Genomic DNA, 17,166 nt, shown 5'->3' with positions numbered 1-17,166 from the left:
AAACATCGACAAGAACGAATTGGGTAGCGCATTGTTAGGATAGGTCTCGGGGATTACGGACGCGTTGCGCTTGCTTCTCGGAAAAGCCCATTTTTTTGGTTAAGGCGTCGAGAATAAGTGCTGCACGGCCCCTGATCCATCTGCTTGAGGCACGCCACATATGACGCAAGAAAATAACACCTCCTTGCGTTGTTTTATAAATGAAATATGCATATGCTGCCGCGAAGGATTTGCGTCCGCGGCGTTTTTCCAAACGATCTTCGAGACGTTTGGCATTGCCATACATGAAATCTACAACTGCTCGTTTTTCTGCCAAATCCTGATATACAAAGCGCGCACCCAGCCAGCCCCCAGACTGATAGATGATTTCCACAATAAACGAGACCATTGTTTTGCTCGCTTCACTGTCAACAATGTTTAGCGTAACAAGTTGGTTATTATTGATTTTATCAAAAATCAGTTCCTCTTTATATTGGAGGCGCGCGCCGTTGACGGAAAGATCATCCACACGCACCGCAATGGATTTGCCGTTCATCTCCATGGTGGCGGGCATGTCTAGGGGGATGGCGACACGGTAGCTACCGCGGACCTGCTTGCGCTCGAACATCACCACCAATGTTGCCAGCATGATGATGAAGTTGATGATTTCCCATAGCATGGTGAAGATGAGTTGGGGACGTTCTCCAGGATGTGAGAACCAACGCCATATGCCTACCAGGAGGGAAATGAATACAATGGTAAAAAAGACAACCTGGACTTTTGCCGCAGAGGAGATAAAATCCTCTCCCAGATGTTCACCCTTGGGTGTGACCTTGAAGGAACGCTTTCCCGGACGCAACAGGGTTCCTAATAGCATGATGGAAGCGAGGGGGGCTTGCACCATTTCGTAAACGTCAGAGGCCAATGGCCAGCGAACTTTTCCATAAGCCAGGTCCGAATAGATCCAGGTGGCGATGAAATAGGGAACACCATAAATGGCATATTGCCACGCAGTGGCATTGTATATCATGACCCCAAAAAGCAGGAACATGGACGGCGCCAGCATGTTTACCAAACGCGCATAAGGGAAGAACCAATAGGAAAAACTGGTGACATAGGCGATCCTCTGGGTAAGCTTCAACCCTTTTAAGCGTAGCGGATTTTTCACCTGCAGGATCTGGATGGCCCCCTGGGCCCAGCGGATGCGTTGCTGGATGAAGCTGGTGACCGTTTCTGGCTGCAAACCGACAACCAAGGACTTATTCAGAAATACGCTATGATATCCCTTGGAGTGGAGCATCATGGCCGTTTCCACATCTTCCGTCAGGGTGTCGGTCTGAATCCCGCCCACCTCCATGAGCATGCTGCGTCTGATGACAGCGGCGGAACCACAGAAAAAGCTCGCCCCCCAGCCATCAAGCCCACTTTGAATATACTGTTGAAACAATTCCGTTTCCGGCGGTGAATCGTGCATGATATCGAGATTTTTCTCGATGGGATCGGGATTAATGAAGCTGTGGGGGGTCTGCACCACGGCACAGAGAGGATCCTTAAGTAAAAATCCGACAGTTTCCCGCAAGATAGCTTTGGCGGGGACATGATCGGCATCTATGATCAGAATAAGATCACCTTCGAGGCCGTTGAGAGCGGCATTGATATTGCCTGCCTTTGCATTATCGTTGTGCATCCGGGTGTGGTAGATGGCGCCTACCCGCTGACATAGCGACAGCAATCGGGCACGCCGTTGCTGTGAGGCATCGGAAATCTTGGGGTTTTGACAGCGATCATCAGTACCCCCATCATCGAGAAGGTGTACAAAGAGCTTACCTTTGGGATAGTCGATATTGGTTGCCCCCAGCAGGGTAATCTCCAATATCTCCTCCGGCTCGTTGTAAGTGGGAACCAGCACATCCACCACGGGTAGTTCGGCGTCTGCGGGGAGCGCGGGCGACTTTCGTTGTCGGGGATAAAAGCTGACGAAAAATCCCAGCATAGAATAACTGGCGGCATAAATTTCCGTGACAAACAGAAGCAACCCGGCGATCAAACTGATTACGCCGTAGCCACCGATGGTATATTCCGCACGCCATATGAGATAGCGAAAAATCATGTAAACAGAAATGGACATACACAGCACTCTGAGCGCCGTCAATGCATATTCTGATGAGGCCGATGTACGTTTGTAAATAAACAGGATAACCATCAACATCAGCACAAAGGCTGCGCTGACATAGGCTTGGCTGGCGTTGCTCACCGGGAGATTAACCAGACCGATGATGCCGGTCAGGCCGAGCGCCAATAGCGCCAATTGGAGCCCATTTGTTATGCGTTCGGATAGAATGCTCATCCGCCGTCACCCCTCATGCCATGTCGCTTCATTGTGAGGATAAATCATGCGCATACTTTCCAATGATGGACCAATGTTCGCGATACCAATCCAGGGTCTGCTGCAGGCCATCGGCAAGCGTGATGCTAGGAGACCAGTCGAGGAGCGTATTCGTCTTTTGAGTGTCAAGATACTTGATGGCTGGCTTGCTCTTCTTGGGGCCAGAAAAAATGGCGTTGCGATGTTTGCCGTCAAAGAGGTGACTCAGTGTCTCCGTCAGCTTCCGTATCTGTGTCGGCTGCCCGCTGCCAAAGTTAAAGGCGTCTCCACTGTGCTCTTCCAGGCGTTCGGCCGTTTTGATGTAGGCATCAGCCATGTCGGAAATGAACAGGAAATCGAGCCCGGAGCTGCCGTCGTCGCGGGAGCCGAAGTCATAGGCTTTATTGTTCATGAGATTGGCAATTGCGCGGGGTACGATTCGGGAGAAATTGAGATCTCCGGGACCATAGGTGTTCATGAACCGGCAGGTGGCGATCTTGAGCCCGTAGATGCGGGCGTAGGCCCTGGCCACGATATCTCCAGCGACTTTCGAGGAGGCATAGATATTGGTGGCATCCAGCGGCGCAGCGTCCTCAGGAATGGCCTGATCCGTGGTGGTCGCTCCGTAGTAGGCGCCACTGGAAGCGAAGATAAGGCGTTGCACGTGCCTGGAGGTACGCATGGCTTCGAGCACGGAAAAAGTACCGGCGACGTTGACGCTCAATGTTTCCCAAGGCACTTCATTGCTGATGGGCACGATGGGCTGTGCGGCGACGTGAAAGATGGTATCGATCTGCAGACGGGCAAGAGTCAGTTTCAGGAATTCATGATCGCGGATGTCGCCAGCGATGTAATTCACGTCATTTTCCAGGTGCTGCAATCTGAGATATGAGCTTGGTGGCAAGACCCGATCGTATACATGCACATTGGCACCTCGCGTCAGTAACTGTACGCAGAGGTGTGCGCCACCAAAACCTGATCCCCCGGTAACCAGACAATTACGTCCCCGCCATGAGCTCGACAAGCTAGTGTTACTCCCATCCGGTCATGAAGGTGTCGCGATAAAATTCAATGGTGCTCCGCAAGGTATCCCGGAAATCGCTGTCCGGGGCGAAGCCGGTTGCGGCTTGTAGCTTCTCCCCATTGAGATGCTGCTTGCTGATGGCCTGCATGGTGGAAGCGTTGTTATTCACTTTCACACCGATGCCATTGCTGAGGATCTGCTTTGCTCGGCTTTCGTCATACCTCGCTTCCACCTCTGCTGCCACCTCGACGATGGTGCGCAACATTGCCGGTGTCGATAGATAGGTACCGCCCGCGAGATTGAATACTTCGCCACGACAATGTGTGGATCGCGTCAAAAGTAGTATGGCGTTGACCAGTTCATCGATATACAGGTAGTCACGCTGATGTTCTATGGCATTGAAATAAAGTTCTGGCGCATCGGGTGTTTGTTTTCCGAAGATGTTGCGCATGGCTTTGGGTAGCAGACGATAGGCGATGTTGTAGTCATACGGGCCGTAGATATTGCACATCCGCAGGGTGATGGTGGGCAGCCCAAAGGCTTCGTGATAGGTGCGAGAAAAGACGTCGGCAGCGAGCTTGGCGGAGTCGTAGACCCCGATGCCCCGCAGCGGGGTGAGATGCTCAAAGTAGGCATCTCCATCCATTTCTCCATAGACCTTGTCGGTGGATGCCAGGAAGGCCATGGCAGGTTTGTGCGCAACCATCCGGCAAGCTTCGAGGACGTTGATCCAACCCATGGTGTTGGCCATGATGGTATCGTAAGGAGCCGTCAGCGCCTTTTCTATCACCGTTGCATAGGCGGCGAAATGGAAAATATAGTGAAAGCGGCCTTCGGTAATGATGTCCAGCATGCTTTTCTTGTCGGTCACGTCTGCCTCTATCACCTGTACCGAATCCCGTAGACGGTGATTCTTGCAGTTCATGATGGACATGCGGGTGGGTGAGGGATCGATATCCAGGACCGAGACATCCGCACCCAAGTCCACGAAACGCTTGCTGACATGCCCGCCGACGAAGCCGAAGCCGCCGGTGACAAGTACTTTCTTGGCATTGAAATATTCATCGATTTTGTGGCTGTGCGGGTGGGTGTGGTGTATGTTCATGCGGCTCACTTTGTCTTTATTGGCTGATTATGTCAGTAATCTCACGAAATCCTGTGCAAAACCTGCTCGACCAAGTGTCACAGACCTGAAAATGGTGCAAAATTTAGTGCGTTGTCATGGGCTGTTTTTCCCTAACTGGTGATGTATGATACCCACAAAGATCGTATCGTTGCCGTATTAGCAAAATCTTTTAAGTATCATCTGTTTCCGTATTAGCAAAATCTTTTAGGTGCCATCTGGACAAAGGTATTATGGATGGCAAGATTGTATCCCCCTCACTTTGTGTGTATTGGGCCGATCCGTGTTGGAAGCGCTGGGTAGGCTCTTCGGGCAGCTTGCAAGGTATGCCAGGATGCACGGTCGTCCAAACCCGCCGCAGCGTAGTGCCGCGCCAATAACGAGGGTTCCGCGCCCTGCTGCTCCAGAACCGCAGCCACCTGCGCGTGCAGATCCCGCCGGGCAAATAAGGGGATTCCCGCATATACGACGTCCCTCAAAAGATCGTGACGAAACTGCCAGCCGCCGGAAATACTTTGCAGCAAATCCTGTCGTACAAGCCGGTCCAGGTCATATAGACAAACCGTTTGGTCCCTACTCGGAAGAACTGCCAGCAGCAGGGGTACCGAAACGGCGTCATTGACAACAGCCGCCACCTGGAGCAGATCGAATGCTTCTTTTCCGCGCACGACATGCACGTCGAGCGCCTCCTGGAGGGTTTGCGGGAGATGCTCGGGAGAGGCCCCAGGGGTTTCAGCCAGGATCTTCAGATAAAACGGAATACCACGACTGCGCGCGATGAGGGCGTCCTCCACGGCAGAATCCCCATACCAGTGGGGTAATTGTCGCAAATAACCTCGCGCCGTTCCGGCCTCCCATGGCGAGAGGTCGAGCAGGGTTTCGTGCTGTGCCACCCCGATCATCGTCGGCATGACGTCGCGGGTGGTGATGAGTATCAACATCGGCAACGGTTGCATCACCTGGAAGCATTGCCGCAGCCAGCTCAAGGTGGCGGCGTCCGCCCATTGCAGGTCTTCGATAACCGCCACCCGGCACCCCGTGAAAAAGTGACAGGTAAGCACACAGTGTATGCTTTCAAAAAGCAGATCCTGATAATCCCGAAACTCTCCGCCGTGCAGCGTCTCGGCTTCCGGACTCCACCAGCTCTCCCACAGGGAGCGCACCAAAGGATCTTTTTCACCTGCCGCATCCAGCAAGGAATGGATGGCCTGTATTTTTCTGGCATGGGATTCTGTCCTGACTCCCATGATGTCCTGCAGCAACATGGCCACCGGGTACAAAAAACTCTCCGAGTGCACTGCGGAACAGGTGTATTGGGTAGTGGTTACTGCGGCGGGGATCTGATCCAAAAAGGTATGCAGCAGATGTGTCTTGCCCACGCCCGCCTCGCCGTGAATCCAAACGACCCGACCACCGGAACCTGCCGTCAGGTCATCCAGCGCCTTTTTCAGTACGCCGAATTCCCGCTCACGTCCATGCAGTGGCGTGTCCTGTATTATATTCCTACTGCTCCACAACTCTTCTGTGAACGGCAGCCAACAGGCAGCCACAGATTCCAGCGGCTGCCCCAAGCGCTGCGGGAACTCATGCGCGCAGAGCCACTCCCAGGCCCCAGCGTTCAGGAGCACCCCCTGCCGTTTCTCGATCACCTCTTTCAGGGCGCCGGTTGCGGGTCGAAAATTAGCTATCGGCAGGCCATCCGTACCGACCCAGGCCGGCCCGTGATGGATGATGAGGCGGAGGACATGGCCCCCCGCTGGACTTTTCGCTCCAATCCGCTCTGCCGCCCATAAGGCCCGGCGCGGTCCATCTTCCACCTGCGCGTCCAGTCCCAAGCGCAATTCGATCTTCCCCTCCTCGTTGATATGTACCACGGCCTGGCACTGTGCCGCGACGGATTCTGCCAAGGCTCGATAGTATTGCACATACCGCAGAATCCCCTCTTCGGCTTCCTCATCTGCGACCAGCAGTTTAATGGTCAACACCGTCAGAAAACGGCGCTGAAACACCGGGGAGATGGTCGGTTCAGGAAGGGGCGCAGCTGGCCGCGATTGATGCAGGCGCTTGATCAATGCATACAATGCCTCTCCAGGTTTACAGCCATACTCGGTCACCCGCCTTTCCTCGTATACATGAAAAAGGTGCATGGCCTCACTCCTGCGGCCACCCTCCACCAGAAGTTCTATGGCCATCTGGTGCGGTAAGTCCAAGTGGGGTGCTTCACGCATCCACTCCTCCGCCAAGCCCCAGCCCCGATGGATATCTTGTTGGGCGATGGCGTCCGCCAGACATTTTTCGTAGTACAGAGAAAGTCTCTGATCAGTCACGCGCCGCATGTCACTTACCCAGCCCCACCATTCTTTGGCGGCAGTTTCCCGTGTCTCCTCCGCAAGGAATACCCCCCGGTAGAGACCTATTGCCTCGCGGCAGGACGCCACATCCCACGAGTCGCAAGCCATGAACTGCGCGTGGTCCACGACAAGAGGCTGGGAAGGATCCATCTGAATCCCCTGCCTATCCGTCCGTAATAAAACAGGCGGGCGCATCAGGCGCAGTTGTTGGAGAGCCTGACGTAGATAGCTGCGCGCCATATCGGCGGGATAGCCGGGAAACAACAAGGGTGCCAATATCTGGCGTTCGTGATAACCCGGTACGACACAAAGATAGATCAGCAGCCGACGTGCATGTCGGGATCCCAGATATAGCTGCCTACCCGGCGCTTCCAACACGGATCGGCCCAATACACGCAAAGTGAGGGGATACAATCTTGCCATCCGTAATACCTTTATCAAGATGAAACATAAAGGATTATTCCAATACGGCAACAACACGATCTTTATGATTATTATACGCCACCAATTAAGGTTCAAGGCAATGTTGTGAGGGACGCATCCCACACCACCAGTAACTTCATGTTCAGCTATCGTACAGGCAGCACGGGCGAATATGGGATTGATATCGCTGGTGTGCATCGGTGTGCCTGCCCTTCGTCCAGAATCCTCCCATGCCTGCCTATCCCCGAATCACCACGCTGGGCGATAGCGTTCTCTGCCGTGGTGGCCTTGCGCCACTTTCTGGTCTCACCAATTCCGGCCTTGTTAAACAGGTGTTGGGAGAAGTCTTCCTCTCCGTTGAATACGACTCCGGTAGCCTCTATCCGCATACACTTCCGTGCTGGTATTCCAGTCATTCAGTACACCTTCAAAGTGCCGGCTGTCGTGGACCTACTCAATCGCCGTGTCAACCCCTTCAATGTGCGTTGCCGCGATGCGTGCTATACTGGACGCGTTTATCTTCATTGTTCTGGGTTTTTTGGTCGGGATGGCCATCGCGCTGCTGAAGAAAACATAAAAGGAGCCTTATGTTTGCCATAAAAGCTTTATTTAGTGATGAGAATGCCGTCAGAGAGGGATTTTCCGGCATCAGGAAAGCACTGATGGAAAACCATCCGGATCGTCTGGATTACTATGACGTATTACGCAAAATACTACAGCAACAAATTCACCTGAAGCATGCCGTTTTTGCAGAAAAAGACGTCGTTTCATGCGAATTCTACGGCTTTGATGAGAGGGAGTCGGCGATGGCGGAGGCCGCGTTGCTGGATGTCGGTGCGCTGGAAATTATCGTCGAGTAACTTCCGACTTGAGCGATTATTGAAGATTGCGCCGTCCTTGTCTGTGCCACCAACACCAAAAATGACATGCGGTATCCATCCTGTTTCATAAAACTTACACCGCCAATACTGCCATAAATTTTCGTTATGAATGTTCTGGTTGACGAGGGCGGCATTGTCCTGCCGCATAAGCGCAGTGCGTATGGAGCGGACAGGTATCGCAGCGCGGACGCGGCCGACAGTAATCCTTACCCAAAGAGACCAGCAAGGCATGCAGCGCATTACGTACTGCCACGTCGCCGGGCTCCAACTCAGCCTCAATGGCAGCCTGCACCTCGGTATAGGAAAGATGATTCTCCAGCAGACCCAGGCGGCCCCCAATCCGGCGAGTGTAAGCATCCACCACCATAACCGGGAGGTTCAGGGCATAGAGCAGAATGGAATCCGCCGTTTCTTCACCGACACCGTGGACTGCCAGCAAGTCTCGACGCAGCGCCGGAACGGCCGCCTGCCGGGCGAGCTGTTCCGGCACCACGTCCACCCCCCGCGCCTTCAGAAACCGGCACAATGCCAACAGACGTTTGGTCTTTATCCGATAAAATCCAGATGGCCGGAGCAGTTCAGCCAGGTCATTTTCGGACAGTGTCAGGATGGCTGCCACACTCAGGGCATTGGCCGCCCGCAGATTGGTAATCGCCTTTTCGACATTGCGCCAGGCGGTATTCTGGGTCAGGATCGCGCCCACCATGACCTCAAAGGGCGACTGCGCCGGCCACCACTCCTGCGGGCCGAAAGCCGCTTCCAGCACCCCGAATACGACTAACCAACCCCTTTCCCCTGGCATCGGCAGGAACTAACCCCGGACCACCCGACGTCCCTGCCCCGTTCGGCCGCGCGGCGCCCCCTGTCGGGCTTCTCGCCGACTATTATTTTTGCGCGGTTCAGACGCCCCAGTCCCGCGCTCCGCCTGGTCAGGAGGCGGCGTCGCGGGGTTGACCCACTGCACGCTGGCAAGCAAGGCTTCGCGCTCTTCGTCGGGCAATTCGTCAAAATAACCGGTCTTGAGCAAACGCGGCATTTCCACCACCCCGTAGCGCACCCGGATCAGGCGACTCACGGTCAGGCCAACTGCCTCAAAGAGTCGTCGCACTTCGCGATTACGCCCCTCGGCCAGAGTGACGTGATACCAGCGATTGAGGCCCTCACCACCGGCCTCTTGCAAAGTCGCAAAACGTGCCTCGCCATCTTCCAGTGGCACACCTTGTAACAGGCTGGTCTGCTGCTCCGGACTCACCGCCCCCATCACCCGGACGGCATATTCCCGCTCGATGCCCGCACGCGGATGCATCAACGCATTAGCCAGATCACCATCATTGGTTAGCAGCAGCAAGCCCTCAGTGTTGAAGTCGAGACGCCCAATCGTGATCCAACGGCTACCGCGCAAGCGCGGCAAACGATCAAAAACCGTGGGGCGGCCCTCGGGGTCACTGCGGGTCGTGAGTTCCCCGGCCGGCTTGTGATAGCGCAGCACACGCAGGCGTGGACGCACCCAGGAGGGAATCCGCAATGCCGCCCCGTCAACGGCAATTTTGTCCTGTGCCGTCACCCGATCACCCAGTTTGGCGGGCTGGCCATTCACCACCACACGCCCTGCCGCGATCCACTCCTCCATCAGGCGGCGGGACCCCAGGCCAAAACGAGCAAGTACCTTCTGCAATTTTTCGTCCATATTTCTCCAAAACCTACACAAGCTGCGACCAATACTTCCCGGATCATATCCCGTCCGCGCTCTCGCACCTACAAAAAACATACCCCGCAACCAAGGCGGGGTAGTTTTCTAAGGAACCATGAAACGGTCCGGAAGCCTTACGATGGGTATCACCCGTCTTCCTTAAGACGGGTGATACCCATCATCTTAAGCAGTACTTTCTCATAGAACGGCTCGGAGATACCCATCTTCATCTTGCGGATGAAGTATTTCTCGAATGCAACCTTGGCCAGATGCACCCAGCGCCCATAGGCAAAGATGTCGACCTTACGGGGCCGCAACTGGGGCAAGGCAATAAACGCTGCACCGCGATCACCCATGTCGGCAAAACACACCGCATTCCAGGTGCCCATGGTCTGCTCGCCCTTACGGCCCTCCAAATCTGCCCTGATATTGTGTATCGCCGCCGCCACCATGGACTCGATCATATAACCGGTCTTCGGCGCCCCGGTCGGCACCGGGGTTACCTCCACCGGCGGAATCGCAATAGCGATACCCGCTGCAAAGATGTTCGCATACTTCTTGCTGCGCTGATGTTCGTCCACCAGGACAAAACCGCCGGGATTGCACAAGCCCTCGACACCAGCCACGGCAGGCACGCCCTTGAAGGCTGGGATCATCATGCCGAACTTGACTGGCAGAACCATTTCTTTGACGGTTTCACCCTTCTCATCCACCTGGGTCACATACATCTTGTTGTCTTCGACCTTGGTGACCTTACAATTGGTATAGGCCTCAATACCCTCTTCCTTGAGCCCCCTGGTCAGAATACCCGACGAGTCTCCCACGCCCTGAATGCCCAGGTGACCAATGTAGGGCTCACTCGTGATGAAGGTGAAGGATGGAATCTTGTCGCGCATGCCCCGCTTTTTGAGGTCAGAGGCGACAATCATGGCATATTCATAAGCGGGACCAAAGCAACTGGCACCCGCCATAGCGCCCATGACGATAGGGCCCGGCTCACGTAACAACGCCTGATATTCAGCAAAGGCCTGCTCTGCATGATCCACCGTACAAATGGACTGTACCGGGCCTTCATGCGGGTTGGAACCTGGCACATTCTCAAAAGCCAGCTTCGGACCGGTAGTAATCAGCAGATAGTCGTAATGCACCTTGCTACCATCGGCGAGGGTGATATTCTGCGCTTCGGCATCGATATGCTCGGCGGACTGCGGAATGAAGTGTATCCCTTTGCGTTCTACGTAAGGTCTGATCGGGAACGCGATGTCGTCGCGCTCCTTCCAGCCTACGCCCACCCACGGGTTGGACGGCACGAACTGGAAATAATCATTGGCGCTGATCAGCGTCACCTCGTGGGCTGAACCCAAAGCTTCTTTCATTTCGTACGCGGCCGGCATTCCGCCGGTGCCTGCACCCAAAATTACGACATGTGCCATTGTTTACTCCTCACGTGACTTAGCGCGCCAGATCCAAGGTAAGCCACAACACCTGCCCCCGCTTACCGAGCCCTAATTTGCATATCTGTCTGAGTATCATAGTACGCCCCAAATTCGTCAAATCAGATCGTTATAAGTTTCCTAACATTTTTTTATCATGCCCCATACCATCGCAATTTCCTCTTCGCGTCAAACCTCTGCTGCCCCCATGACCGTTGGTAACCCGGCCAGCGAGGCCAGAGAAAAATGTTCCAGAAATTGGGGCGTCGTTACCCAGAGCGCGGGGCGACCGGGGGTTTCACGGTGCCCGGCAACCATAATCCAGCCCCGATCCTGAAGCTGCTGCATAATCTGTGCACTCACGGCCACGCCCCGCCAGTGCTCAATTTCCGGTCGCGTTACCGGCTGCTGATAGGCGATCACCGCCAAGGTCTCCAGTGTCGCTTTGGATAAAGGCCGTGGCGCCTCGACGTGAAGACGTGCCAGGAGGGCATTGTGCTGCGGATGAATCTGCAAGCGATAGCCACCCGCAACACAGACGAGTTGCAGAACCCCTTCACCAACGGCCAGCAGAGTATCCAGCTCCGCCTCCCATCCGGCGTAGTCCGGATTATCGTCAAGGATGGACGCCAGATGCTCGCGGGAGAGCGGTTCAGCGCTGGATAGAAGCAACGCCAGGAGCGCCTCACGCATCGAATATTATCCTGCGTTCTTCGGCAGCAGCCACCGCCGCCACCCGCCACTCCCCCTCTTCGTCGTCTATCAAAATCAGCGCCTGTTGCCGGAGTAATTCCAATAGGGCTAACAGTGATACAGCGAGGGTCAGGCGATCTGCGGCGGGCGGCAAGATCTCGATGAAACTCCAGGGGCGTGACTCCCGACGGCAATGCAGCAGTAACTCCATCATCCGCTGCCGTAAGCCCATATGCGGATTCGTCAGAGCATGGGCGGGAGGTGGCTTGCGCGCCGGACGCAGAAGCAATGCCCGCCAGGCAGTTACGAGATCAGCGAGGGTTACCAGCGGGGGTGTCACCGGCAGATCAGGATGGGTTGCGGGGTAAACCGACCAGAAATCCCGTCCGTCTTGGGGCAAAGCGTCGAGCGCCGCCGCTTGCCCCTGCACTGTAGCCAGAGCCTCCAGGCGGCGTGCCAGTTCCAGACGGGGATCGCAGTCTTCATCGTCTGCTGCGGGTGGCACGGGCAGCAGCATGCGGGCCTTGATCTCCGCCAACCAAGCCGCCATCAGCAGATATTCCGCCGCCAGTTCCAGATTGCGGCGACGTGCTTCGTGCAGGTAGAGCAGATACTGCCGGGTCACTTCGGCCACTGGAATATCGCGGATATCCATGCGGTTACGGCGGATCAGCCAGAGCAGCAATTCCAGCGGGCCGGCAAAGCTTTCCAACAACAGTTCCAAGGCATCCGGCGGGATGAAGAGACCATCGGGCAGAGTTTCCAGGGGCCGCCCATGGACCTGCATGGGCGCTGCCGAAAGACTGAGCTCAGAGGCCGTGCTGCCCATGCGCCAGACCCATGGCCGCACGCACCCGCTCCAGCGTCTGCTCAGCGCGTTGGCGGGCCCGCTGAGCGCCCCCATGAGCGATCTCCCGCAGTTGCTCCGGCCGGGCCGCCCAGTACTCTGCCCGCGCACGGATCGGGGCCTGCTCAGCGAGCACGGCTTCGATCAGCGGCCGTTTACAATCCAGACAGCCGATGCCCGCCGTGATACAGCCATCACGTACCCAAGACTGCGTCTCCAGACCGGAATAGACTTGGTGCAAGGCCCAGACCGGGCACTTTTCGGGTGTACCCGGATCCGTGCGCAACACCCGCGCCGGGTCAGTGGGCATGGTACGGATTTTTTTCTGAACCTCTTCCGGCGCTGCGCGTAGTGGGATGGTATTGCCGTAAGACTTGCTCATCTTCTGTCCGTCGAGCCCGGGCATTTTGGAGGCGGCCGTCAGCAGCGCTTGCGGCTCACGGAGAATATCCCGGCCTTTGCCCTCTAGTCGCGCGAGAAGCTGTTCGCGCATCCCAGCGCTGAGCCCCGCCTGTTGTTCGAGAAACTCCACGGCCTCGGTCACCGCCAGTGCGTCCCCATTTTGCTGAAAACGCTGCTGTAAGGCGCTAAACGTCTTCGCCGCGCGCTTACCCATGGCCTGCAGGCCCTTTTCCACCTGCGCCGCAGCACCGGCATCACGACCATAGAAACTGTTGAAACGCCGCGCCAGCTCCCGGCTGATCTCCAAATGCGCCACCTGATCCGCCCCCACCGGCACCTTGTGGGCGTCATAAAGCAGGATATCAGCTGTCATCAACAGCGGATAACCCAGAAATCCAAAGGTAGCAAGATCCCGCTCCCGCAACTTTTCTTGCTGATCCTTGAAGGTCGGCACCCGCTCCAGCCAGGGCAGCGGCGTCAGCATCCCCAGCAGCAGTGCCAACTCTGCGTGCTGTGGTACGTGAGATTGAATAAAGAGCACGGCCTTGTCCGGGTCCACCCCCACCGCCAGCCATTCAATAAGCAGATCCCAGACTGCCGCACTGATTCCTTGTGTCGTTTCATAATGGGTGGTCAGCGCATGCCAGTCGGCAACAAAAAAATAACATTCCGCTGTGTCCTGCAAACGCAGCCAGTTTTTGAGTACGCCGTGATAATGCCCCAGATGCAGGTGCCCAGTCGGTCGCATGCCGGAAACGATGATCTCGCTCATCACAAAGCGCCGATAGTCAGAAAAAAGTTGCGCATCAACAGGAAAAGAGGACCCAGAACGGACCACAGTACGCCGGTAAACAGCAGCACAATCAGAATAATGAACCCGTAAGGCTCTACCCGGCTCAGGGCAATACTGGCGGACGCCGGCAAGAGCCCCACTGCCACCCGACCACCGTCCAGAGGCGGGATGGGGATCAGATTAAAAATGATCAGAATGACATTGATCATAATGCCCGCCTCGCCCATCAACTGCATGGGCTCACCTATATACGCCAAGACACCGGGAAGATGTCCACCCAGCCACAACACCAGCGTCCAGAAGAAGGCCATCAACAGATTAGCGACCGGCCCGGCGATGGCGACGAGTACCATATCGCGTTTAGGGTCTTTCAGTCCGCCAAAATTGACGGGTACCGGCTTGGCGTAACCAAAGAGAAAAGGAGAGTGAAACAGGAGCAGTATACCCGGCAGCAAAATCGTTCCAAAAGGATCAACGTGTTTAATCGGATTCAGGGTCAGTCGACCCATAAGCATGGCGGTAGGATCACCCCGCTTCCAGGCGACCCAGCCATGAGCTACCTCATGCACGGTAATGGCGAAGAGCACAGGAATGGCCCAAATGGCCAGGGTTCGGATAAATTGCGCAGCATCAGACATGGACGCAGTATATCAGCGTAATGCCCCGTCCGCCTAATATGGCACGGGACACTGGGCGGCAACACTGAGGCCCAGCAACCCTGGGTCACCAGAGCCTTCACGGAGCACCCGCGGCGGCCATTGCAGAAGATCCACCACCGTCGAACAGAGCACTCCACCCACACCCGAAAGCAGCACCATGTCCACCTGATTCCCCAACACCTCGCAAATTTCGTCTGGGTCCGTCAGTGGCGCACTGGCGCCCGGAAGTTGCAGGGTGGAACTCATCAATGGCTCCCCCAAATCCGTAATGAGATTTTCGCACAAGGGATTTTTGGGTATCCGCACGCCAATACTGCGTTTGCGCGGGTCAGCGAGACGGCGCGGTACATCTTTGGTAGCCGGCAGAATGAAGGTATAAGGTCCGGGCAGGGTCTTGCGCAGCAGTGCATAGGCGCGATCGTCCAGTTTGGCGTAGTCCGCCAATTGGGAAATGCCGGAGAACAGGAGCGAGAGGTCATGCTGCAAATCCAGTTGCCGGATGCGCCGCAACCGCTCCTGCGACTCCCGCGCCGCAATCATGCAGCCCAAGGCGTAACAGGTATCTGTAGGATAGACCAGCAAGCCCCCCGCACGCAGCACCTCAACCGCTTGCGCCAGCAGTCGCGGCTGTGGATTCACGGGATGCAACTCTATACACAACGCCATGGTATATTCCTTAACGACGCAAATTTGCTTTTGAGGATGATACGTCAGCCGCACCCGACCCCGCCAGATGGCACCAGCATTGCGGACATTGGCAAAGCCGGAAGAGACGTACCACCTTTGTCGCCACAGAAGCATCACAACAAGATATGCGCTACAATCGTTAACCCCACTGCCAGAATTTTAAGGAGGCGGCAGATACAATGCCCGCAGATGACGTCCGTCCGACCTGGTCTCTGGCCGATATTCCTTACGCGGCCATTGAAAAAGAAAAAATCATCGACAATATGGACTGGTTTTATCTATTAGCCGGTGCTTCCTTCGTAGAAACACTGTCTGATCTCTACACCCGTAACCTAGTGAATTACTATCGGGAGAATGTAAGCGCCACTGCGTGGTTACGCCAGGAGTGGGAGCTCGAAGAGGTACAACATGGGCACGCACTGCGCCAATATGTGCTCACTGTTTGGCCGGGTTTTGATTGGGAACGCGCTTATCAGGGCTTTGTAGAGGCTTATGTACCCTACTGTCGCACTGAGTTACTGGGACCCACACATGCCTTGGAAATGGCTTCACGCTGCGTCGTCGAGACGGGTACGGCCAGCTTCTATACGATGATTCAGGCGGCCAGCCCGGAGGCCGTACTGCGCCAACTCGCTGCCCGCATTCGCGCCGACGAAATCCACCACTATAAATATTTCTACCGCTTTTTTCTGCAATACCAGGCGCGTGAAAAAAATTCACGCTGGCGCATCGGTCGCGAACTCTGGAAACGTGTAGCCGAGGCAGATCAGGAAGACAGCTATCTGGCCCTCAAAAATGCTTTTGAAGTAAAAAATCCCGGGCAACAATTCTCTCCAGAGGATTTCTCGGCATTTCGACGCCGCATGGGCAATTGGATAAGGCATCACTACCCCTTCGATATGGCGATAAAAATGCTGCTTAAACCGATCGCCTTACCCCCCATGCTACAAAAAGCCGTGCTTCCTTTACTAGCGCGCAGCGCACGGCGCGCCATCATCCATTAACCGTATTACCATGGGCGCGCCACCTACTAACCGCCATCTCAATCATCATCACCCCAGCGCCGATCCTCATGCTCACGGTGCCAGCGATATTCGTGATGCCGGTACCAGCGCCGGGGTGGGGGCGGTGCATAGTAGTAAGCGGGCGGTGCCCGGTAATAGGTTGGCGCTGAGTAAATAACACCAGGGACACCGATAGATAAATTCATGGCCGGCGGGCCACCCCAGCCATCCCCATCCGCAAACGCCGGATTCGACAATAACAGGATACCCGCACCTAATGCTGTCACTGACAGCAGGAAACTCCATTTGTTAGTAGACATAATTTCCTCCACATTTTTTTCAATCAAAATGGGGAACAGTCGCCCGTTGCCTACCTGGCTACAGGGACCATACCGTCACAGACACCGCCTGATGATGAGGGGCAGATGAAGATGCATGATTGGACTCCTCCGGGGTGAGCAACAGCCAGTTCGCCTGCTCAACATGACCCATCACCAACTGCGCCTCGCCCACCGCCCGCTGACCACTGGTTACCATCGGTCGGGCAGAGGCAGCCGTTGTTGAATCCAGCGGCGTCACCTCCTGCACAAAACCTCCCAAAGCGATGAAAGGTGCGGCAATCAGCGCCACAAACAGAGCACTATAAATGGGCTTCTTCATGACTAATCCCTCATATGATAATCACACACCTTACGCTGAAGCACTTTCCATGCCATAGATGCCGAAAGGTCAACAACACCAGCGTGCGGGAAAGCCAAAACGCCTACTTATGAAAGGCCGCAGCCGCTTTGCAGATGCATCATCCAGCAGAC

The 17,166-nt window shown here is 55.6% G+C and carries 15 protein-coding genes and 1 pseudogene; 2 read left to right on the top strand and 14 right to left on the bottom strand.

Annotated features, from left to right (window positions below):
- Positions 1-34: 34 nt before the first annotated feature.
- The 4 genes from bcsA to H2515_RS06300 all read right to left on the bottom strand — a co-directional run bounded on the left by bcsA (position 35) and on the right by H2515_RS06300 (position 7,265).
- Complete coding sequence (gene bcsA / locus H2515_RS06315) at positions 35-2,326, bottom strand: UDP-forming cellulose synthase catalytic subunit (protein ID WP_198661198.1); 2,292 nt, start codon at positions 2,324-2,326, stop codon at positions 35-37.
- A 28-nt stretch (positions 2,327-2,354) separates the two neighbouring features.
- Complete coding sequence (locus H2515_RS06310; protein WP_081919160.1) at positions 2,355-3,368, bottom strand: NAD-dependent epimerase/dehydratase family protein; 1,014 nt, start codon at positions 3,366-3,368, stop codon at positions 2,355-2,357.
- A gap of 7 nt (positions 3,369-3,375) precedes the next feature.
- Complete coding sequence (locus H2515_RS06305) at positions 3,376-4,473, bottom strand: NAD-dependent epimerase/dehydratase family protein (protein WP_035190360.1); 1,098 nt, start codon at positions 4,471-4,473, stop codon at positions 3,376-3,378.
- A 275-nt stretch (positions 4,474-4,748) separates the two neighbouring features.
- A complete protein-coding gene (locus H2515_RS06300) occupies positions 4,749-7,265 on the bottom strand; it encodes an AAA family ATPase (RefSeq protein ID WP_198661197.1) in 2,517 nt (838 codons plus the stop codon).
- Between the two features lie 587 nt (positions 7,266-7,852).
- Between H2515_RS06300 and H2515_RS06295 the strand changes: the two genes are divergently transcribed.
- Positions 7,853-8,125, top strand: coding sequence for a hypothetical protein (locus H2515_RS06295; protein WP_035190354.1), 273 nt, complete (start codon positions 7,853-7,855; stop codon positions 8,123-8,125).
- Between the two features lie 124 nt (positions 8,126-8,249).
- Here the strand turns inward: H2515_RS06295 and H2515_RS06290 are convergent, their stop codons facing one another.
- The 8 genes and pseudogenes from H2515_RS06290 to H2515_RS06255 all read right to left on the bottom strand — a co-directional run bounded on the left by H2515_RS06290 (position 8,250) and on the right by H2515_RS06255 (position 15,329).
- Positions 8,250-8,948, bottom strand: coding sequence for an endonuclease III domain-containing protein (locus H2515_RS06290; RefSeq protein WP_035190353.1), 699 nt, complete (start codon positions 8,946-8,948; stop codon positions 8,250-8,252).
- A 9-nt stretch (positions 8,949-8,957) separates the two neighbouring features.
- Positions 8,958-9,833, bottom strand: a complete 876-nt coding sequence (gene rluB / locus H2515_RS06285; RefSeq protein ID WP_035190352.1) for a 23S rRNA pseudouridine(2605) synthase RluB — start codon at positions 9,831-9,833, stop codon at positions 8,958-8,960.
- A 130-nt stretch (positions 9,834-9,963) separates the two neighbouring features.
- A pseudogene (locus tag H2515_RS06280) lies at positions 9,964-11,269 on the bottom strand (NAD(P)/FAD-dependent oxidoreductase); the annotation flags it as partial.
- A 189-nt stretch (positions 11,270-11,458) separates the two neighbouring features.
- Complete coding sequence (gene scpB / locus H2515_RS06275; protein ID WP_035190349.1) at positions 11,459-11,962, bottom strand: SMC-Scp complex subunit ScpB; 504 nt, start codon at positions 11,960-11,962, stop codon at positions 11,459-11,461.
- Positions 11,955-12,812, bottom strand: a complete 858-nt coding sequence (locus tag H2515_RS06270; protein ID WP_232821586.1) for a segregation and condensation protein A — start codon at positions 12,810-12,812, stop codon at positions 11,955-11,957. The genes scpB and H2515_RS06270 overlap by 8 nt, the downstream gene beginning before the upstream one ends.
- Complete coding sequence (locus H2515_RS06265) at positions 12,772-13,983, bottom strand: tryptophan--tRNA ligase (RefSeq protein WP_035190343.1); 1,212 nt, start codon at positions 13,981-13,983, stop codon at positions 12,772-12,774. The genes H2515_RS06270 and H2515_RS06265 overlap by 41 nt, the downstream gene beginning before the upstream one ends.
- Positions 13,983-14,642 (bottom strand): site-2 protease family protein, encoded by a 660-nt coding sequence (locus H2515_RS06260; protein ID WP_065413868.1) that lies wholly within the window; start codon positions 14,640-14,642, stop codon positions 13,983-13,985. Before H2515_RS06260 ends, H2515_RS06265 begins: the two co-directional genes overlap by 1 nt.
- Positions 14,643-14,675: 33 nt before the next feature.
- Positions 14,676-15,329 (bottom strand): L-threonylcarbamoyladenylate synthase, encoded by a 654-nt coding sequence (locus H2515_RS06255; RefSeq protein ID WP_065413869.1) that lies wholly within the window; start codon positions 15,327-15,329, stop codon positions 14,676-14,678.
- A 200-nt stretch (positions 15,330-15,529) separates the two neighbouring features.
- Between H2515_RS06255 and H2515_RS06250 the strand changes: the two genes are divergently transcribed.
- Positions 15,530-16,354, top strand: a complete 825-nt coding sequence (locus H2515_RS06250) for a ferritin-like domain-containing protein (protein WP_035190336.1) — start codon at positions 15,530-15,532, stop codon at positions 16,352-16,354.
- 38 nt (positions 16,355-16,392) lie between these two features.
- Here the strand turns inward: H2515_RS06250 and H2515_RS06245 are convergent, their stop codons facing one another.
- Together H2515_RS06245 and H2515_RS06240 are read right to left on the bottom strand one after the other, a co-directional pair.
- Complete coding sequence (locus H2515_RS06245) at positions 16,393-16,674, bottom strand: hypothetical protein (RefSeq protein ID WP_198661196.1); 282 nt, start codon at positions 16,672-16,674, stop codon at positions 16,393-16,395.
- 58 nt (positions 16,675-16,732) lie between these two features.
- Entirely contained in the window at positions 16,733-17,014 is a 282-nt protein-coding gene (locus H2515_RS06240) for a hypothetical protein (RefSeq protein WP_065413871.1), read from the bottom strand.
- Positions 17,015-17,166 lie beyond the last annotated feature (152 nt).

This window comes from Acidithiobacillus ferrivorans (genome assembly GCF_016250455.1).
Lineage (GTDB): Bacteria > Pseudomonadota > Gammaproteobacteria > Acidithiobacillales > Acidithiobacillaceae > Acidithiobacillus > Acidithiobacillus ferrivorans.
This window is presented reverse-complemented; position numbering and strand designations above follow the sequence as displayed.

Bases quoted from the DNA above. Each gene is read 5' to 3' on its own strand.
- H2515_RS06250 (WP_035190336.1), top strand. From the start codon at position 15,530: ATGCCCGCAGATGACGTCCGTCCGACCTGGTCTCTGGCCGATATTCCT.
- rluB (WP_035190352.1), bottom strand. From the start codon at position 9,833: ATGGACGAAAAATTGCAGAAGGTACTTGCTCGTTTTGGCCTGGGGTCC.
- H2515_RS06305 (WP_035190360.1), bottom strand. From the start codon at position 4,473: ATGAACATACACCACACCCACCCGCACAGCCACAAAATCGATGAATAT.
- H2515_RS06240 (WP_065413871.1), bottom strand. From the start codon at position 17,014: ATGAAGAAGCCCATTTATAGTGCTCTGTTTGTGGCGCTGATTGCCGCA.
- H2515_RS06295 (WP_035190354.1), top strand. From the start codon at position 7,853: ATGTTTGCCATAAAAGCTTTATTTAGTGATGAGAATGCCGTCAGAGAG.
- bcsA (WP_198661198.1), bottom strand. From the start codon at position 2,326: ATGAGCATTCTATCCGAACGCATAACAAATGGGCTCCAATTGGCGCTA.
- scpB (WP_035190349.1), bottom strand. From the start codon at position 11,962: ATGCGTGAGGCGCTCCTGGCGTTGCTTCTATCCAGCGCTGAACCGCTC.
- H2515_RS06265 (WP_035190343.1), bottom strand. From the start codon at position 13,983: ATGAGCGAGATCATCGTTTCCGGCATGCGACCGACTGGGCACCTGCAT.
- H2515_RS06260 (WP_065413868.1), bottom strand. From the start codon at position 14,642: ATGTCTGATGCTGCGCAATTTATCCGAACCCTGGCCATTTGGGCCATT.
- H2515_RS06290 (WP_035190353.1), bottom strand. From the start codon at position 8,948: ATGCCAGGGGAAAGGGGTTGGTTAGTCGTATTCGGGGTGCTGGAAGCG.
- H2515_RS06255 (WP_065413869.1), bottom strand. From the start codon at position 15,329: ATGGCGTTGTGTATAGAGTTGCATCCCGTGAATCCACAGCCGCGACTG.
- H2515_RS06300 (WP_198661197.1), bottom strand. From the start codon at position 7,265: ATGGCAAGATTGTATCCCCTCACTTTGCGTGTATTGGGCCGATCCGTG.
- H2515_RS06245 (WP_198661196.1), bottom strand. From the start codon at position 16,674: ATGTCTACTAACAAATGGAGTTTCCTGCTGTCAGTGACAGCATTAGGT.